This is a genomic window from Brachybacterium vulturis (assembly GCF_002407185.1).
In the GTDB taxonomy this organism is placed as follows: Bacteria; Actinomycetota; Actinomycetes; order Actinomycetales; family Dermabacteraceae; genus Brachybacterium; species Brachybacterium vulturis.
Genome location: NZ_CP023563.1, coordinates 2,877,927 through 2,894,347, shown reverse-complemented (window position 1 = coordinate 2,894,347; position 16,421 = coordinate 2,877,927). Strand labels below are relative to the sequence as shown.

The 16,421-nt window shown below is 73.2% G+C and carries 17 protein-coding genes and 1 tRNA gene; 9 read left to right on the top strand and 9 right to left on the bottom strand.

Annotated features, from left to right (window positions below; all coding sequences use genetic code 11):
* Positions 1-39: 39 nt before the first annotated feature.
* The 5 genes from CFK38_RS13005 to CFK38_RS12985 form a co-directional block, all read right to left on the bottom strand.
* The gene (locus CFK38_RS13005) at positions 40-942 is read right to left on the bottom strand and encodes an HhH-GPD family protein (protein ID WP_096803449.1); all 903 of its coding nucleotides are present in this window, start codon (positions 940-942) and stop codon (positions 40-42) included.
* Between the two features lie 5 nt (positions 943-947).
* The gene (gene mscL, locus CFK38_RS13000) at positions 948-1,367 is read right to left on the bottom strand and encodes a large conductance mechanosensitive channel protein MscL (protein ID WP_096803448.1); all 420 of its coding nucleotides are present in this window, start codon (positions 1,365-1,367) and stop codon (positions 948-950) included.
* Positions 1,368-1,423: 56 nt separating this feature from the next.
* A complete protein-coding gene (locus tag CFK38_RS12995) occupies positions 1,424-2,056 on the bottom strand; it encodes an SAF domain-containing protein (RefSeq protein ID WP_096803447.1) in 633 nt (210 codons plus the stop codon).
* A 125-nt stretch (positions 2,057-2,181) separates the two neighbouring features.
* Complete coding sequence (locus tag CFK38_RS12990; protein ID WP_096803446.1) at positions 2,182-2,520, bottom strand: FmdB family zinc ribbon protein; 339 nt, start codon at positions 2,518-2,520, stop codon at positions 2,182-2,184.
* Between the two features lie 77 nt (positions 2,521-2,597).
* Entirely contained in the window at positions 2,598-3,260 is a 663-nt protein-coding gene (locus CFK38_RS12985; protein WP_096803445.1) for a 5-formyltetrahydrofolate cyclo-ligase, read from the bottom strand.
* A 79-nt stretch (positions 3,261-3,339) separates the two neighbouring features.
* Here CFK38_RS12985 and CFK38_RS12980 point away from each other — a divergent pair, with 79 nt between their 5' ends.
* The 6 genes from CFK38_RS12980 (at position 3,340) to CFK38_RS12955 (ending at position 8,630) form a co-directional block, all read left to right on the top strand.
* Positions 3,340-3,966, top strand: coding sequence for a GNAT family N-acetyltransferase (locus CFK38_RS12980; protein WP_096803444.1), 627 nt, complete (start codon positions 3,340-3,342; stop codon positions 3,964-3,966).
* A gap of 36 nt (positions 3,967-4,002) precedes the next feature.
* Positions 4,003-4,887, top strand: coding sequence for a hypothetical protein (locus CFK38_RS12975; protein WP_096803443.1), 885 nt, complete (start codon positions 4,003-4,005; stop codon positions 4,885-4,887).
* 7 nt (positions 4,888-4,894) lie between these two features.
* Complete coding sequence (locus CFK38_RS12970) at positions 4,895-6,112, top strand: alanine racemase (protein ID WP_096803442.1); 1,218 nt, start codon at positions 4,895-4,897, stop codon at positions 6,110-6,112.
* 64 nt (positions 6,113-6,176) lie between these two features.
* On the top strand, positions 6,177-7,487 hold the full coding sequence (locus tag CFK38_RS12965) for a D-arabinono-1,4-lactone oxidase (protein ID WP_096803441.1): 1,311 nt from the start codon (positions 6,177-6,179) through the stop codon (positions 7,485-7,487).
* Between the two features lie 83 nt (positions 7,488-7,570).
* Positions 7,571-8,458 (top strand): inositol monophosphatase family protein, encoded by an 888-nt coding sequence (locus CFK38_RS12960; protein WP_096803440.1) that lies wholly within the window; start codon positions 7,571-7,573, stop codon positions 8,456-8,458.
* 99 nt (positions 8,459-8,557) lie between these two features.
* Positions 8,558-8,630: transfer RNA gene (locus CFK38_RS12955), tRNA-Ala, on the top strand.
* Positions 8,631-8,798: 168 nt separating this feature from the next.
* On the opposite strand, the gene CFK38_RS12950 is transcribed toward CFK38_RS12955, so the two are convergent.
* Positions 8,799-10,040 carry an NAD(P)/FAD-dependent oxidoreductase gene (locus CFK38_RS12950; protein WP_245851047.1) on the bottom strand — a complete coding sequence of 414 codons (1,242 nt, stop codon included), beginning with the start codon at positions 10,038-10,040 and terminating at the stop codon, positions 8,799-8,801.
* 171 nt (positions 10,041-10,211) lie between these two features.
* Between CFK38_RS12950 and CFK38_RS12945 the strand changes: the two genes are divergently transcribed.
* On the top strand, positions 10,212-10,757 hold the full coding sequence (locus tag CFK38_RS12945; RefSeq protein ID WP_096803438.1) for a LysR substrate-binding domain-containing protein: 546 nt from the start codon (positions 10,212-10,214) through the stop codon (positions 10,755-10,757).
* Between the two features lie 57 nt (positions 10,758-10,814).
* Positions 10,815-11,288, top strand: coding sequence for an S-ribosylhomocysteine lyase (locus CFK38_RS12940; protein WP_096803437.1), 474 nt, complete (start codon positions 10,815-10,817; stop codon positions 11,286-11,288).
* A 29-nt stretch (positions 11,289-11,317) separates the two neighbouring features.
* Here the strand turns inward: CFK38_RS12940 and malQ are convergent, their stop codons facing one another.
* Both malQ and CFK38_RS12930 read right to left on the bottom strand, forming a co-directional pair.
* Positions 11,318-13,453: a 4-alpha-glucanotransferase gene (malQ, locus tag CFK38_RS12935; RefSeq protein WP_096803436.1), complete on the bottom strand. Its 2,136-nt coding sequence runs from the start codon at positions 13,451-13,453 to the stop codon at positions 11,318-11,320.
* 52 nt (positions 13,454-13,505) lie between these two features.
* On the bottom strand, positions 13,506-15,116 hold the full coding sequence (locus tag CFK38_RS12930) for a dolichyl-phosphate-mannose--protein mannosyltransferase (RefSeq protein WP_096803435.1): 1,611 nt from the start codon (positions 15,114-15,116) through the stop codon (positions 13,506-13,508).
* Between the two features lie 90 nt (positions 15,117-15,206).
* Between CFK38_RS12930 and rsmI the strand changes: the two genes are divergently transcribed.
* The gene (rsmI, locus tag CFK38_RS12925) at positions 15,207-16,046 is read left to right on the top strand and encodes a 16S rRNA (cytidine(1402)-2'-O)-methyltransferase (protein ID WP_096803434.1); all 840 of its coding nucleotides are present in this window, start codon (positions 15,207-15,209) and stop codon (positions 16,044-16,046) included.
* A 151-nt stretch (positions 16,047-16,197) separates the two neighbouring features.
* Here rsmI and rpmF read toward each other — a convergent pair whose 3' ends face one another.
* Entirely contained in the window at positions 16,198-16,368 is a 171-nt protein-coding gene (rpmF, locus tag CFK38_RS12920) for a 50S ribosomal protein L32 (RefSeq protein WP_096803433.1), read from the bottom strand.
* Positions 16,369-16,421 lie beyond the last annotated feature (53 nt).

Below are 16,421 nucleotides of genomic sequence, written 5' to 3'. Positions count from 1 at the left end.
TCGATGCGCGCCGAGGGCGGCTGCGCGTCGAGGAGATCCTCAGGGAAGACGCAGCCGTGACCCCTCGCGGACCGCGAGCCCGTCCGCGATCAGCGTGCGGATACCTCGTCGCACCCGGTCGGCGTCCTCCGCATCGAGCGCGAGCAGCTGGTCCTCCGCCGCGGAGCCGTCCCGGCGCAGCAGCGCCATGATCATGCCGCGCATCTGGCGGTCCGTGCCCTCGAAGGCCTGCCGGCGGCGGGTGTCCTCGGCGGGCGCAGGACGTCCCGCGGCGAACCATGCACACCCGCCGTCGGCCAAGGGGCACTGCTGGCAGCGTGGCGAGCGGGCCGTGCAGACCAGCGCGCCCAGCTCCATGACCGCCTGGTTCCAGGCCACCGACCGCCGGCGCGGGACCGGCAGGCTGCGCGTGGCCACGACGCGTTCCGCAGCGCTGTAGGAGCGGTCGGGCAGGGCACGACCGCGCACGCTCCGTGCCAGCACCCGACGGATGTTGGTATCGACCACGACCGCGCGCTCCCGGTGGGAGAAGGCGGTGATCGCGGCGGCGGTGTACTCGCCGATCCCCGGCAGCGCTCGCAGAGCCTCCTGGCCGCGGGGGACCCGCCCGCCGTGCTCGCGCACGATGACGCGTGCGCAGTCCTGCAGCCGCAGCGCCCGTCGGGGATAGCCGAGCCGGTCCCAGCAGCGCAGCACCTCGGCGGTCGGGGCGTCGGCCAGATCGGCCGGTGCGGGCCAGCGCTCCATCCACTCCTGCCAGCGGGGGAGGACCCGCACCACCGGGGTCTGCTGCAGCATGACCTCGGAGACCAGGATCGCCCAGGCCGAGACCCCCTCGTGCCGCCAGGGCAGGTCACGGCCCGCCGCGGAGAACCAGGTGATCACGGCATCGACGGACTCCTCGTCGACACCGGTGGGATCAGGCGCCGAGGCACCGTTCACGATGCTCAGGACTGCGGGCTGGACCCGTCGCGCTGCGCGGTCAGCGCGTCGCGGATCTCGGTGAGCAGGATGATGTCCTCGGAGACGGCGGTCTCCTCCTCCTCGGGGAGGCCGCGGCGCTTGCGGTCGAGCTTGCGCGCGGAGGAGATCGGGAGCACGAAGACGAAGTAGACGACTGCCGCCGTGATCAGGAAGGCGATGATCGCGGAGAGCACCGCGCCGATGTTGACGATGGTCGCGTCATTGCCCTTGATGATCGCGAACGCGAGACCGACAGGGTTGTCGCCGCCGAAGACGTTGATCACGGGCTGGATCAGGTTGTCCACGAATGCACCGATCAGCGCGGTGAACGCGCCGCCGATCACGACACCGACGGCCAGGTCGATGACGTTGCCCTGCATGACGAAGCTCTTGAAACCCTTCATGGGGTCATCCTTACGAGGCGAGGGGCGAGGGGCCGCAGAGCGGCCCGAGACGGATATTAACCGATGACCGTCACGACGACAGCCCCGACCCCCAGAGCATGAGCCACTTCTCGTGCCCGCTCCTGCGCGACGATGACGAGCACCTCGGCCGTGCCCGTGCTGCCGGCCCCCAGCACGGGCGCGGGGGCCGCGGACTCCGGGACCTCCAGGACCCGGGCGTCGATGCCCGAGGACCCGAAGAGGGTCGGATCCGTCGAGAGCAGCTCGACCCCCGCGCCGGGCGGCAGGTGCGGCACGAGCACTGCGGGCACGGGCACCGCCATCAGCACGGACCCCTCGGGGATCGCGGGGGCGCCGGCGGCCACGAGCATCCCCGGCAGCAGGAGCGCTCCGGCGTCCAGAGGGATCCGCAGGGTGCGGCCCCGTACGGCGTCGACCTCGAGTGCGGCGCCCGGAGGGACCAGCTCCTCAGCGATGCGGGTGGTGCTCAGGTGGGAGGGGGCCAGCACGGTGCCGGGTGCCAGCGCAGCATCGGCGATGACCACGTCGACCCCGCGCGCCGACGGCGGCAGCAGCGCCGGCAGCAGAGCGGCCACGAGTGCCGCGACGGCGAGGGCGGCCAGGAGCCTGCGGCGCCGACGCAGGGCGCGGCGCCAGGCGGGCAGATGTGCGCGGAAGCGGGAGAGCATGCCTCGACGCTAGGCGGCAGGGCCGCCCGGTCGGGTCGGTGCGCCGCGACGGTGGACGACGGGGCACTGGGGAGGAGAGGTCGCCGCCGGGGCGGACCCCCTCCCGCGCGATGCGGCCCGTCGGTTCAGGACGCCGCGGGGGCGGGCTGCGTGCTCGGGGTGCTCGTGGCGGAGGTTCCGGAGGAGGTGCTCGCGGCGGCGCCCGTGCTCGCGGAGTCCCCGGTGCTGGTGGAGCCGCCGGCGCCTGCAGCGGTGGCACCGGCCGCGGCGGCCGAGGAGCCCGAGGTCGAGGAGTCGGTGGAATAGAAGCCGGGCCCCTTGAAGACGATGCCCACCGAGTCGAAGACCTTGCGCAGCGCGTCCTGGGTGCACTCGGGGCAGGCCCGCAGCGAGTCCTCGCTGAAGCTCTGGTACTGCTCGAAACGATGTCCGCAGTTCTTGCAGGCGTAGACGTACGTGGGCACGCGGGTTCCTCCGGGGTGGTCGAAGTGCTCGGCCGCGCGCAGGCGACCGCGCGACAGAGTCTACGACTGCGGGCCGCTCAGGAGAGAGCGGACGTGACCAGCGAGACGAGTCCGTCGGCGGTGAGCACCTCCGGGATCCGCACATCATGCGCCTCGCACGGCAGCGCACCCGGCGCCAGCAGCTCCTGGGGATGGATCACCGCGATGATCCGCGCTCCCTCGGGCAGGGTGCGCAGAGCACGGTCGTAGTAGCCGGCTCCGTGCCCGATCCGGGTGCAGGAACGGTCCACCGCCACGGCGGGCGCCAGCACCAGCATCGCCTCCTCGAGCGCCCGGGTGCCGAGCCTCTCGCCGGTCGGTTCCTGTCCGAAGCCCCGACCGGGGGAGTCCACGAACGTGGAGTCGCCGTCCCAGGAGATCCACTCGAGCTCCCGCCCGGCAGCCGCCGGGAACACCACCCGAGCACCGGCGCGTGCGAGCCGGCCGGCCAGTGGCAGCACATCCGCCTCGGAGGGGGTGGGGTGGTAGGCGGCGACCAGCGGGGCCGGAGCGCCCGCCGCGGAGGCGGCGCCCACCGCCCGCTCCACCTCGGCGATCAGCGGCGCGGCATGGGCGAGGAGCTGCTGAGCCTCCCGTGCGCGGCGGGCGGCACCGTCCTCGCCGGCGTACGCGGCGGCCCGGCGGGACCGCAGCTGCCGGCGCAGCTGAAGCTTGCGTGACCTCGTCGTCTCCTCGTCCATGGCCCCAGACTCGCACAGAGGCCCGGGTCCCGGGTGCTGCGAGCAGGAGAACCGGCCCGGCGCCGTCTACGATGACGCGATGGTTCACGTGTGGCCGCTGGCCCTGCATGACGGGGAGCTGACGCTGCGCCCCCTGCGCCGTCGCGACCGCGCGGCCTTCGAACGGCTGCGGGAGCGCAACGCCCGCTGGCTGCGCCCCTGGGACGCGACAGATCCCGAGCACGGCCCGCGACCGATGGATTTCCGCACCCTGCGCCGCTGGAGCCAGGAGCAGGCGCGGCTGGGTCTCGCACTGCCGCTGGTGATCACCGTCCAGGGTCGGCTGGCCGGCCAGATCACCGCCGGCCCCATCCAGTACGGTGCGCTGCGCTCGGCGGTCCTCGGGTACTGGATCGGCCAGGACGAGGCCGGTCGTGGCGTGGTGCCCCGCGCGGTGGCGCTGCTGATCGATCACCTCTTCGCCGAGCTCGGGCTGCACCGGATCGAGGTCACCGTGCGGCCCGAGAACGCGGCGAGTCTGCGCGTGGTGGAGAAGCTGCACCTGCGTCCGGAGGGTGCGCGCCGGTCGGCGATCCATGTCGACGGGGCCTGGCGCGATCACCTGGTCTTCGCGCTCACCGCGGAGGAGGTCGCCACCGGGGACGACGGCCGCGGGGTGCTGAGACGACTCCGACGCGAGTTTCCCGCCGACACGCCCACAACGTGACCAGGGGAATCACAGCGGTGTCACTAAGCTGTGGGAGTGGAGTCGATCAATCTCGGAGCCGTCCTCTTCGGCATCCTGCTGCTGCTGTGGCTGGCCTATGCCCTGCCGCGCACCGCGAACCGTCGTGAGGTGATGGGCCGCGCCCGCGCGGCCGACGAGGCCGAGATGTCCTCCCAGGCGCGGGACCTCTCCGCGGCCGTCCACGCCCGCCGCTCGTCCCCCGAGGTGAACCCGCCCATGTCCCAGGACCGTCTGCTCCTGCGCCCCGCCGATCCCACCAGCCGCCCGCGTTTCGACGCCGAGCCCGGCACCCGCATCGATCCCGCCGACGAGCGTGCTCGCTCGCGTCGGGTCCTCGGCGTCATGCTCGGCACCCTGCTCGCGGCCACCGCCGCCCTCGTCGTCCTCGCCATCGCGCAGGTGGTGGTGTGGTGGGTGCCGGCGCTCGCCGTCGTCGGCGTGAGCGCGTACCTGGTGGGGCTGCGCCGGGTGGAGCTGGAGCGCCGCGCCCGGACGACCCGCGCCGCCACCCGCCTGCGCCGTCAGCGTGCCGAGGCCGAGACCGCGCGGCGCCGGCTGTCCGGCGAGCGCGAGCGCACCCCGGCACCGGCGGCGGGGACCGCTGCCGGCGCAGCGATCGAGCCGCCGCACGCCGATCTGGAGACCACCTCCCAGCGGGCGGCGCAGCAGGTGTCCCGCCCGGGGGAGTGGACTCCGCGGCCGGTGCCCCTGCCCACCTACGCCCTCCGCGGCGAGGTCGATGATCTCGCCAGTCGCCACGCGGCCCACCGCCGGAGCATGCTCGCCACCTCCGTGCCGCTGGAGAGCGGACGGGTCGAGGAGCTCGAGGCCGTCGATGAGGACTTCGCCCCGGCGCAGGACCTCCAGCTCGACGAGATCCTCGCGCGGCGCCGGGCCTGAGGGCGGCATGGTGACGGGTGCCGGCCGCGCCATCGGCGATCTCGAGGCGCTGCTCGCCCGCGAGGGCTATCACGAGCGCCCGCTGGCGGTGCTCTACCTCGACGCCTTCGACGCCAATGCGGCGGACCTCGCCCGCCGCGCCGCCGGCACCCCGCTGCGCGTCGCCTCGAAGTCGCTGCGGGTCAGGGGCCTGCTCGAGCGGGTGCTGGCCCGGCCCGGGTACGCCGGGATCCTCGCCTTCACCCTGCCCGAGGCGCTGTGGCTGGTGGAGCACGGAGCCCGCGACGTCCTCGTCGCCTATCCGACCGTCGAGCGCGGGGCGCTGCGTCGGCTCGCGATGCTCCCCGCCGCGCTGGAGGCCATCACCCTGATGGTCGACGAGACCGCGCAGCTCGAGCTGATCCTCGACGCCACCTCGGACCTCCGCGCCCGCCGGGTGAGTCGACCGATCCGGGTCGCCCTCGAGCTCGACGTCGCCTATGCGCCGCTGCCCGGGGTGCGCTTCGGGGCGCTGCGCTCACCTCTGCGCAGCCCCGGTCAGGCCGTGGCGCTGGCCCGCCAGGTGCAGGCCCGGCCCGCTCTCGAGCTGGTGGGGCTGATGGCCTACGAGGGGCAGATCGCCGGGGTGACCGACGCGGCCGCCACGGCATACGGCGCGGCGGTGCGCACCATGAAGCGACTGTCCCGTCCGGACATCGCCGAGCGCCGTGCCGAGGCGGTGGCCGCGGTGCGGAGGATCGCCGACCTCGAGTTCGTCAACGGTGGCGGCACCGGCTCGATCGAGTCCACCGCCGCCGAGGAGGCGGTCACGGAGATCGCGGCCGGCTCCGGACTGATCGGGCCCGGCCTCTTCGACCGCTATCGGGACTTCGCTCCGCATCCGGCACTGCTGCTCGGAGTGAGCGTGGTGCGCCGCCCCGCCCCGGGCGTGGCGACCCTGCTCGGCGGCGGCTGGATCGCCAGCGGCGTGCCGGGGCCGGACCGCCTGCCCACGATCGCTCATCCGCCCGGCCTCTCCTTCGCCCCGCAGGAAGCGGCGGGGGAGGTGCAGACCCCCGTCCTCGGCCCCGCCGCCGAGCGGCTGCGGGTGGGCGACACGGTGTGGCTGCGGCACGCCAAGGCCGGGGAGCCCGCAGAACACTTCGCGCACTATCTGCTGGTCCGCGGCGACGAGATCGTCGGATCCCACCCCACGTACCGAGGAGAGGGTGCAGTCTTCCTCTGAGCGGTCCTCTCCCACCCGGGACTCCGGGGACCGCGACCCCACCGAGCCCCCGAAGGAGCGGCCGATGCCGGAGAGCACCATGACCCTGCGCACCTGGAGCGGAGCCGTGTCGTGGACACCGCAGCAGGTGCTGCGTCCCACCTCGCAGGAGGGGGTGGTCGCCGCCGTGCAGGCCGCCCGCACCCGCGGATGCTCGCTGCGGGTGATCGGCGGCGGCCACTCCTTCTCCGCCCTCGCCGCGACCGACGGGATCACGCTGTCGCTGGACGGTCTCCACGGCCTGGTCTCCGCGGATCCCGAGACCGGTCTGGTCACCCTGCGCGGAGGCACCCGGCTGTGGGCGGTCGCCGAGCTGCTGGCGCCCTACGGGCTCGCGCTGTCGGTGATGGGAGACATCGACCGGCAGTCGATCGCCGGCGCGATCCAGACCGGCACCCACGGCACCGGCGCGGCCTTCACCGGCTTCGCCGGCATGGTGCGCGCCCTGCGGCTGGTGCTGGCCGACGGCTCCGTCGTGGACACCTCGCCCAGCCAGGATCCGGAGCTCTTCGAGGCCGCCCGGCTCGGACTGGGCAGCATCGGCGTGATCCTCGAGGTCACCCTCCAGTGCGTCCCCGCCTATCGCCTCGAGCTGGTCGAGAGCACCGAGGCCCTCGGGCCGACGGTGCGCTCCTTCCTCGCCGACTCCGCACGCGCGGACCATCATGAGTTCTTCTGGTTCCCCCGCACCGACCGGGCGACCGTGCGCACCATGCGCCGGCTGCCCCCGGCCGCTCCCCGGCACCGAACTGCCCGCGCGGTCGAGCTGCTGCAGCAGGAGGTGCTCGGCAACGGCGTCTGGGAGCTGCTGTGCCGCAGTGCTGCGCTGGTCCCGCCGCTCAGCCGTCCTGTCGCCGAGCTCGCCTCGCATGTGTTCGCCGGTCCCCGGGTGGTCGACGACTCCGCCGCCGTCTTCGCCGCGCCGCGACGGGTGCGCTTCCACGAGTCCGAATGGGCGCTGCCCGCCGAGCGGTTCGAGGAGGCGTTCGCGGCGCTGCGCGCCCGCTTCGACGCGGAGGGAGTGCGCGTCACCTTCCCGCTCGAGATCCGCCGCGCCGCGGCCGACGAGGTGTGGCTGTCCACCGCCCACCACCGCGACACCGTCTACATCGCCGCCCACCGCCACCACGCGGAGGAGGCCGGGCCCTACCTGCTGCTGGTGCAGCGCACCCTCGCCGCCTTCGGGGCCCGCCCGCACTGGGGGAAGATGCACTGGCTGGGCGCAGCCGAGCTCAGGGAGCTCTACCCCTGCTTCGAGGACTTCCGCGGCGTGCGCGCGGCCGCCGACCCCGACGGGCTGCTGCTGAGCCCGTACCTGCGCCACCTGCTGGTCTGACCAGGCACGGGTGGCCGGGGAGCGGACCGTCCGCCCCCTGTCCGTCCGCCCGGGTCCACGCGGTTCGGGCTAGCCTGACGAGGATGAACACCTCCGTGCCCCCCACCTCTCCCGCCGCCGTCCCCTCGCCCTCGCACCTGCTGGACATCGCGCTCGCCGCCGCTCATGCGGCCGCTGAGCACCTCCGTGGCCTGGACCGCGACGACCTGGCCCGGGAGTACAAGACCTCCAGCCACGACATCGTCACCGAGCACGACCGCGCCAGCGAGGAGATCATCGTCTCCGAGCTGCGTCGCCTGCTGCCCACCGCCCGCATCGTCGGCGAGGAGGGCGGTGAGCGTCCCGCCGAGGAGACCGCGGCCGGGGACACCGGGCCGGTGGTGAGCTTCTTCGTCGACCCCATCGACGGCACCAGCAACTTCGCCGCCGGACTGCCGCTGTTCTGCATCTCGATCGGTGTCGCCGTCGACGACGAGCTGGTCGCCGGCGTCATCGACGCCCCGGTCCTGCATCAGGTGTTCGCCGCGGCCGATGGCGATGCCACCCTGAACGGAAAGGTGCTGCGACCGCGCGCCACCAGGGCGCCGGCCGACGCCCTGGTGCTCTCCGGATACCCCGGCCAGCGCACCGGCGCTCAGTTCCCGGCCTTCGCCGCGAGCTCGGTGCGCACTCTGGAGGACTCGGTCTCCGCGGTGCGGCACCTCGGCTCGGCCGCGCTCGAGCTCGCCTATGTCGCCGCCGGCTGGGCCGACGCGACGGCGCTGACCGCGATCAACTCCTGGGACGTGGCCGCGGGCTTCCACATCCTGCGCCGGGCCGGCGGCTCGCTGCGCACCTGGCCGGGCACCGAGGTCGTCCGCCGCCCCGACCATCTGCAGCCGGCCTACGTGGCCTGCACCGGGCAGGAGCGCCTGAGCGTCCTGGACGAGCTGCAGCAGGAGCTCCAGGAGCTGCGCACCGCGGGACGGTGAGCGTCGTGGCATCGCCGCTGTGACCTTCGTCAAGGGCGCGTCCCCGATGCGACAGCACCGCGGCGGCGATGCTAATCTGTTCTGGTCGCACCGCGACAGGGGGCTATGGCGCAGTTGGTAGCGCGTCTCGTTCGCAATGAGAAGGTCCGGGGTTCGAATCCCCGTAGCTCCACCGCACGTCCTGAGCCGCGTCATCGTTCACGAACGATGACGCGGCTCAGGCGTTTCCTGCCCGGGTTCGCGGTGCGTGATGGGGGCAGCGGCAGGACGACCGGTGCGGACGGGTCCGTCCGCCTCACGCGACCGGGTCACCGCCCCTCACTGCCCGGGCCGGTTGCTGCTAGCGCAGCGGGTCGAAATGCTGCATGACCGCCGGCGGCCGACCGCCGGTCAGCTGGCTGGCGAGCATCTTGCCGGTCAGGGGGCCGAGCGCGATCCCCCACATCCCGTGCCCGCCCGCGATGCTGACCCGGGCGTCCCGGGTGCTGCCCACCAGGGGCAGGCCGTCCGCGGTGCAGGGCCGGGACCCGACCCACTCCTCCTGACGGTCCTCCCAGTCGATCCCCTGATACATCGGACGGACCGCATCGATGATCGCCCGGATCCGACGCGGGTCCAGGGGGGCGTCGGCGGGACGGAACTCCATCATGCCGGTGACGCGGAAACGGTCGCCCAGCGGCGTGCAGGCGACCCGCTGGGTGGGGAAGTACAGCGGGTGGGTCGGCATCGTCTCGGGGCGGACGGTGAAGCTGTAGCCGCGACCGGCCTGCACCACCTGGCGGACACCGAACCGGCGGGCGAGGCGACCCAGCCACGCTCCGGTGGCGATGACGACGTGATCGGCGCGCACCGAGTCACCGGAGCGGTCCAGCACCTCGACCCCGGCACCGCGCTGGCGGATGTCCGTGACGTCGACGCCGCGTCGGATCTGCCCGCCGCGGTCCTCGACCGCCTCGGCCAGCGCGGCCAGGTACCGCGGCGGATCGATGAAGCGCTGCCCGTGCAGCGCGATGCCCGCGGTGACGCCATCGGCCAGGACGGGCTCGTGCTCGCGCATCTGGTCACCGCTGAGCAGGTCGTACTCGACCGTGCCCCCGGACCGGGCGACCCCGTCGAACTCGCGCACCATCGCCAGCCGGTCCTCCTCCGTGGCGAAGGCGGCCAGGAACGGGCGTGCGGGGTGGGTGGGCTCGGCGATGTCGAGCTCGTCGAAGGCGTCCAGCGCGACCCGGTTGACCTCGGTGAAGATCCCCATGGCGCGCCGCCACCTGCCCGGCGTGCAGTTGCGCGCGAAGCCGGCCAGGAACCTCAGCAGCCGCGGATCGGCGGTCACCGGGACGTACAGCGGCGAGGTGGGGTCGAGCATCGCGGTGAGTCCGTACTTCAGCACCGACGGCTCGCTGAGGGGCAGGGTCAGGGCGGGGGTGAGCCACCCCGCGTTCCCCCAGGACGACCCGGCCGCGACGTCGTCCCGCTCCAGCACGGTGACCTCGACACCCTGCTCCTGCAGATGCCACGCCGTGGTGAGACCGGACATGCCGGCACCGATGATGGCGATGTGCCCAGGACTCTTCTTCGACACCGTCGTCGACTCCGCTCTCACGACCGAATACCCCATTATCCAGCAACGAGGCTACACCACGACGCCCGTCGACCGGACGCTGCAAGCACGCGGATCCGCCGTGCTGCCGAGACCGGTCCCGCCGCGGCGAGCTCCTGTTCGTCGTGGCCGCGCGGGTCGTAGGCTGAGGGCATGCACCCCACCACGCTGCGCATCGGCTTCATCCCCGGCGTCGAGCCCGATCGCTTCCTGCGCCGCTGGAAGTCGGGCCGCTGCGGTGCCTGGCTCGAGCTGGTCCCGGTCCCGCTCTCCCGTCAGCACGAGGCACTGACGGCCGGAGAGGTCGACATGTGCTTCGTCCGCCTGCCGCTGCGCGCCGAGGAGCTGCACCTGGTGCCCCTGTGGGAGGAGCGGGCAGCGATCGTGGTGGGCGCCGAGGACGTGCTCAGCCTGCTCGACGAGATCGGCCCGGACGACCTGGCGGGGGAGACCGAGATCCCCGCCGCCCACGCCGATGACGCCGCCGAGCGGATCGCCGTCGCCGCGACGGGCGTCGGCTTCACCCGGGTGCCGCTGTCGCTGGCGCGGCTCCACCACCGCAAGGACGCCGTCTCCCGCCCGCTGCGCGACGCGGAGCCCACCCGCATCGCCCTCGCCTGGCCGCGAGAGGCGGACGACCCGCTGCGCCAGGAGTTCGTCGGCGTCGTGCGCGGCCGCACCGCCCGCTCCAGCCGCTGAGCACCCCGCAGACCCCCTGACACGCACTCACGCACACAGCCCGAAGGAGCATCACCGATGACCGAGCAGCCCCGTATGAACGTCGAGAGCTTCAACCTCGACCACCGCACCGTCGCCGCGCCCTACCTGCGCATCGCCGATCGCAAGGAGCTGCCCGGCGGCGACGTGCTGACGAAGTTCGACGTGCGCTTCACCCAGCCCAACCTCGAGCACCTGGACACCGAGACCGTCCACTCGCTCGAGCACATGATGGCGGAGCACATGCGCAACCACTCCGAGGACGTCCTGGACGTCTCACCGATGGGCTGCCGCACCGGCTTCTACGTGCTGCTGAGCGGTGACCGCACCGTCGAGGGCTTCGCCCCGGTCCTCGAGGCCACGCTGCGCGATCTGCTGGCGGCCGACGAGGTGCCCGCCGCCAACGAGATCCAGTGCGGCTGGGGAGCCCACCACAGCCTCGAGGGCGCGCAGAGAGCCGCCCGCGAGTTCCTCGACCAGCGCTCGGTGTGGGACCGGGTGACCGCGGACTGACCGGGGCCGCGGGCCCGGCCGGCCATGGGTCAGCCCCGGCCCAGTCCCTCGCGCACCGCGGCCAGCAGGCGCGCCGTGCGCTCATCGGTCGCGATGTCGTCGATCGACACCGGGGCGCCGGCGGCATCCGCCAGCGGGATCCGCCAGTTCGGGTACTCCTCGTCGGTGCCCGGCTGGTTCTGGATGCGCCGCTCGCCCACGCAGTCCACGAGGGAGACGCCCAGCAGCATCGACGGGGTGCGCGCCAGGTGACGGTGCAGCGCGAGCACCGTCTGCTCGATGTCTGCGCCGCCCTCGCTGCGAGCGTCCAGCAGGCCGTCGCGGCGCAGCACCTCCAGCACCCGTTCGCGCCCGGCCGCGTCGGCCTCGAGCTCCTCGGCCAGGTCCCGCTCCAGCAGACCCAGCTCGTGGCGCAGGGCCACATGATCACCCGCCAGGTAGCCCGCCGTGGGCGGCAGATCGTGGGTGTTCACCGAGGCCATGCACAGCGTGCGGTAGTCCTCCGCCGGCAGCGGATCGCCCTCCCCGTCGTCCTCGAACCACAGGATCGAGGTGCCCAGGATCCCGCGATCCACGAGGTAGTCGCGCACCCACGGCTCGAAGGTGCCGAGGTCCTCGCCGACCACCAGCGTGCCCGAACGCTGCGCCTCCAGGACGAGGATGCCGATCATCGCCTCGTGGTCGTAGGAGACGTAGGCGCCGTCGGCCGCTCCGTGCCCCTCCGGGATCCACCACAGCCGGAACAGCCCCAGCACATGATCGATGCGCAGCGCTCCGGCGTGGCGCATGAGCGTGCGCAGCATGTCCCGCCACGGCCGGTAGCCGGCCTCGCGCAGATGCTGGGGGTGCCACGGCGGCTGGTGCCAGTTCTGGCCCTGCTGGTTGTACTGATCGGCGGGAGCGCCGACGGCCGCCCCCTCGGCCAGGACGTGGCGCAGCCGCCAGGAGTCCGCACCGACCTGCTCCACCCCGACGGCGAGGTCGTGCATGATCCCGATCCGCATCCCGGCCTCGCGGGCCGCGGTCTGGGCGGCGCTGAGCTGCTCGTCCAGCTGCCACTGCGTCCAGACATGGAAGTCGATCCGCTCCGGCAGCTCCCGACGGGCCTGCTCGAGGGTGGCCTGATCGAGGTCCTGCAGGCAGGCCTCGTCGGCCGTGCCGCGCACCGACTCCGCGATCGCGGACCACAGGGCGAAGTCCTCCAGGCCCTGACCCTCGCGGGCGCGGTAGGCGTCCAGCAGCGCCCTGCGCCCTGCGGTCAGCGGCACCGCGAACAGCTCCTCGAGAGCCTGCAGCTTCGCGCCCAGCACCTCGTCGCGCTCGAGACGGTCCACGCGGTCGTTCCACCCGGAGACCTGGCCGCGCAGCAGCCCCACCCGCTGGCGGGCGAGATCGGTGAGCTCGCGGTACTCGGGCACGTCCTCGATGCGCAGGTACAGCGCACTGGTGAAGCGACGGGTGACCGGGAGATAGGGGGAGGGCTCGACCGGCGGGGTCGGGTAGGAGGCGTGCAAAGGGTTCACCAGCAGGAAGTCCGCACCGTGGCGGGCGCCGCCGATCGCGGCCAGATCGCGCATATCGGCGAGGTCGCCGATGCCCCACGAGCGCTGCGAGCGGACCGAGTAGAGCTGCGCCTGGAGCCCGAAGGCCCGCTTCGCGGCGTACTCCTGAGGGACCCGCACCCGTGCCGGGGTCACCACCACATCCGCCTCACAGGGGCCCTGTGCGGTCTCCGCGACCAGCCGGTGCCAGCCCAGCGGCAGCCCGGCGGGCAGGTGGAAGCGGGCCCGACCGCGCAGCGTGCCGTCGAGATCGAAGGGCGCGGTGTGGTCCTCGGCCTGCGCGAGATCGCGGCTGCCGCCGTCCTCGAGCAGCAGCTGGGCCCGGACCGCGGTGCCGTGGTCGACGTGGACGGGCACCGTGGTGGCGGCGTCCTCGCGCAGCACCGTCACCGGCGGCAGGGTGCGGGCCCAGGGCCCGCGCTCCTGCTCGCGCCGCACGGCCGCGATGTCCTCGTCGGAGGCCACCGGCGCGCCGAGGGCGGCCAGGATCGCGTGGAGGGTGTCGTCGGCGACGTCCTTGAGCGCGCCGTCCCACCCCCAGTACTGGGTGCTGACGCCGAGGTCGCGGGCAAGATCGCGCAGCGCTGAGGAATCCGGGGACATGCGGCAAGCGTAACCGGCGGGGGACGCGGTCGAGGCGGGGCGTCCGCCGTGGTCAGGTCCAGGACGGCAGCCACATGCGGTAGCGCCACTGCTCCAGATCGAGCACCTGGCCGGTCCAGACCGGCCAGAAGAACGCCGAGACCAGCACGATCAGCACCAGCAGCGAGCCGACGAACAGTCCGCCGGCGAGCCGTCGCTCCCGCTCCGCGTCCGCCGGGCCGATCACCAGCGCCATCACGTAGGCCAGGCACAGGATCAGCCAGGGCGCGAAGGCGACGGTGTAGAACGTGAAGATCGTCCGCTCGCTGAAGAACAGCCACGGCACATAGCCGGCGAGGATCCCCGACAGCGCCGCCCAGGCGCGCCCGTCCCGGCGCACCACCGCGAGCACCAGCGTCACCAGGATCGCGAGGGTGCCCAGCCACCAGATCAGCGGGTTGCCGACCGAGAGGATGTGCGCCCCGCACTCGGCGACCTCGCAGCCGTGCTCGCCGAAGTCGTAGGAGCGGTAGTAGAAGTTCGTGGGCCGCAGCTGCAGCAGCCACCCCCACGGGTTCGCCTCGTAGGGATGCTCGGAGTCGAGGCCGACGTGGAAGCTGTAGGCCTGGACGTGGTAGAGCCACAGCGACAGCAGCGAGTCCAGGACACCGTGGCCGGTGGCCATGCCCTCCTCCGCCGCGAGGTGGCGGTTGTACCCGACCGCGGAGACGAACCAGCCGGTCCAGGAGGCCACGTAGGTCACCAGCGCCGTGCCCACCACCGCGAAGAAGGCGGGGATCGCATCCCGGAGGAGCCCGCCGAGCAGCCAGTCGCGCTGGGCGGCGGTGCGGCGGGCCCACCAGTCCCACAGCACCGTCATGATCCCGAAGACCGCCACGAAGTACAGTCCCGACCATTTCACCGAGCAGGCCATGCCCAGCAGCAGGCCCGCCGTCAGCCGCCAAGGGCGCAGACCGCCGGAGACCCCCAGCGGGGGCGATGCCGCGGAGCTGCTGTGCAGGCTCGCACTGGCCAGCGCGAGTCGTTCGCGGAAGCGATCGCGGTCGATCAGCAGCGCGCCGAACGCCGCCAGCGCGAAGAACATCAAGAAGGGATCGAGCAGGCTGGTGCGGGAGTGGACCAGAGGCACCCCGTCGACGGCGAGCAGCAGGCCGGCGATCAGCCCCGCGGTGGTCGAGCGCAGCAGCCGTCGCCCGATCCGGGCCAGCAGCAGCACCGCGATCGAGCCCAGCACCGCCGAGGAGATCCGCCAGCCCCAGGGATCGTCGGCCCCCAGCAGCAGCATGCCGCCGCCGATCAGCCACTTGCCCAGCGGGGGATGGACCACGTAGGCGCCCTCGGGCAGGTAGGTGTCCACGTCCCCGGCCTCGAAGGCGGCGTCCGGCTCCTCGGGCCAGGACATCTCCACGCCCTGCTGGGTGAGGGTGTAACCGTCCTTGACGTAGTAGGTCTCGTCGAAGATCAGCTCGCCGATCGAGCCCAGGCCCCACAGCCGCAGCACCAGGGCGAGCCCGAACACGGCCATCGCGCCGGCCCAGGCCAGCCGGGAGGCGGGCAGGTCGAACGCCCGCAGCCGCCGACGGTAGGAGGCGAGCACGGCCCCCGGCTCGTCGTCGACGGCGACGCGATGGGCGCGGGATGTCGCTTCCTCCTCCGTGGGCACTCGGACATGCTAGGTCATCGCGGGGAGTCGGCCGGAGAGGGGCCGGGGACCGGAGCGAGCAGAGGCGGCGGGGATCGCTAGCATGGCGGGATGCTCGAGCCCGGAGTCCTCACCCTCGCCGCCACCCCGATCGGCAACCCGCTGGACGCCTCGGTGCGCCTGATGCGGGCCCTCGGCGAGGCGGATCTGATCGCCGCCGAGGACACCCGCCGGCTCCATCGCCTGGTCCGGGAGCTCGAGGTGGCCACCCGCGGCACGATCCTGTCCTACCACGAGCACAACGAGGCCGAACGCACCGGGACGCTGCTCGAGGCACTGGCGGAGGGGCAGCGGGTCCTGATCGTCACCGACGCCGGCATGCCCGTCGTCTCCGATCCCGGATTCCGTGCGGTGCGCGCCGCGACCGAGGCCGGACACCGGGTGACCGTGCTCCCCGGACCCTCCGCCGTGCTGACGGCGCTCGCGGCCTCCGGCATCGCCCCGGACCGCTTCACCTTCGAGGGCTTCCCGCCGCGCCGGGAGGGTCGTCGGGCCGGCGCGCTCGCACCGCTCGTGACCGAGGAGCGCACCATGGTGTTCTTCGAATCGCCGCGACGCACCGCCGCGACCCTCTCCTCGATGGCGGCGGCCTTCGGCGGAGCGCGCCCGGCCGCCGTGGCCCGCGAGCTGACCAAGACCTACGAGGAGATCCGGCGCGGCAGCCTCGACGAGCTCGTCACCTGGGCGCAGGAGGGCGAGGTGCTCGGCGAGGTGGTGATCGTGGTGGCGGGCGCGGAGCCGGTGGCGGCGAGCGCGGAGGACCTGGTCGCACAGGTGCTGGCCCGAGCAGCGGCGGGGGAGCGGCTCAAGGCCGCGGCGAAGGAGGTCGCCCGGGCCCATGCGGGCGTCGGCGCGAGCGAGCTCTACGACCTGGCGCTGCAGAGGAGGTGAGCGCGGCGACGACGCGATGGTGGATGACGCGGAGGTGGGTGCGTCGCGGTGCGCATGCCTGTCCGGCGCCCGTCGGCCGCAGGAACGACGCCACCAGGAACGACGAAGACCCCGACACCAGGTGTCGGGGTCTTCGGGATCAGTCAGTCGATCAGTTCTCGATCTCGAGGAGGCCGCGCTGGTACGCCTTCGCGAGGCGACGCGGCACGGCGGCGGTGCGGCCACGGACCGTCACCTGCACGAGGTCAGGGTTGTGGGCCTTCCACTGCGAGCGACGGGAGTGCGTGCGCGCACGGGACATCTTGAACTTGGGCACTGCCATGGGACGCTCCTTGACGGTCCGGAGGGTGAACGTGCGTTGGCATCCGCCCGAGC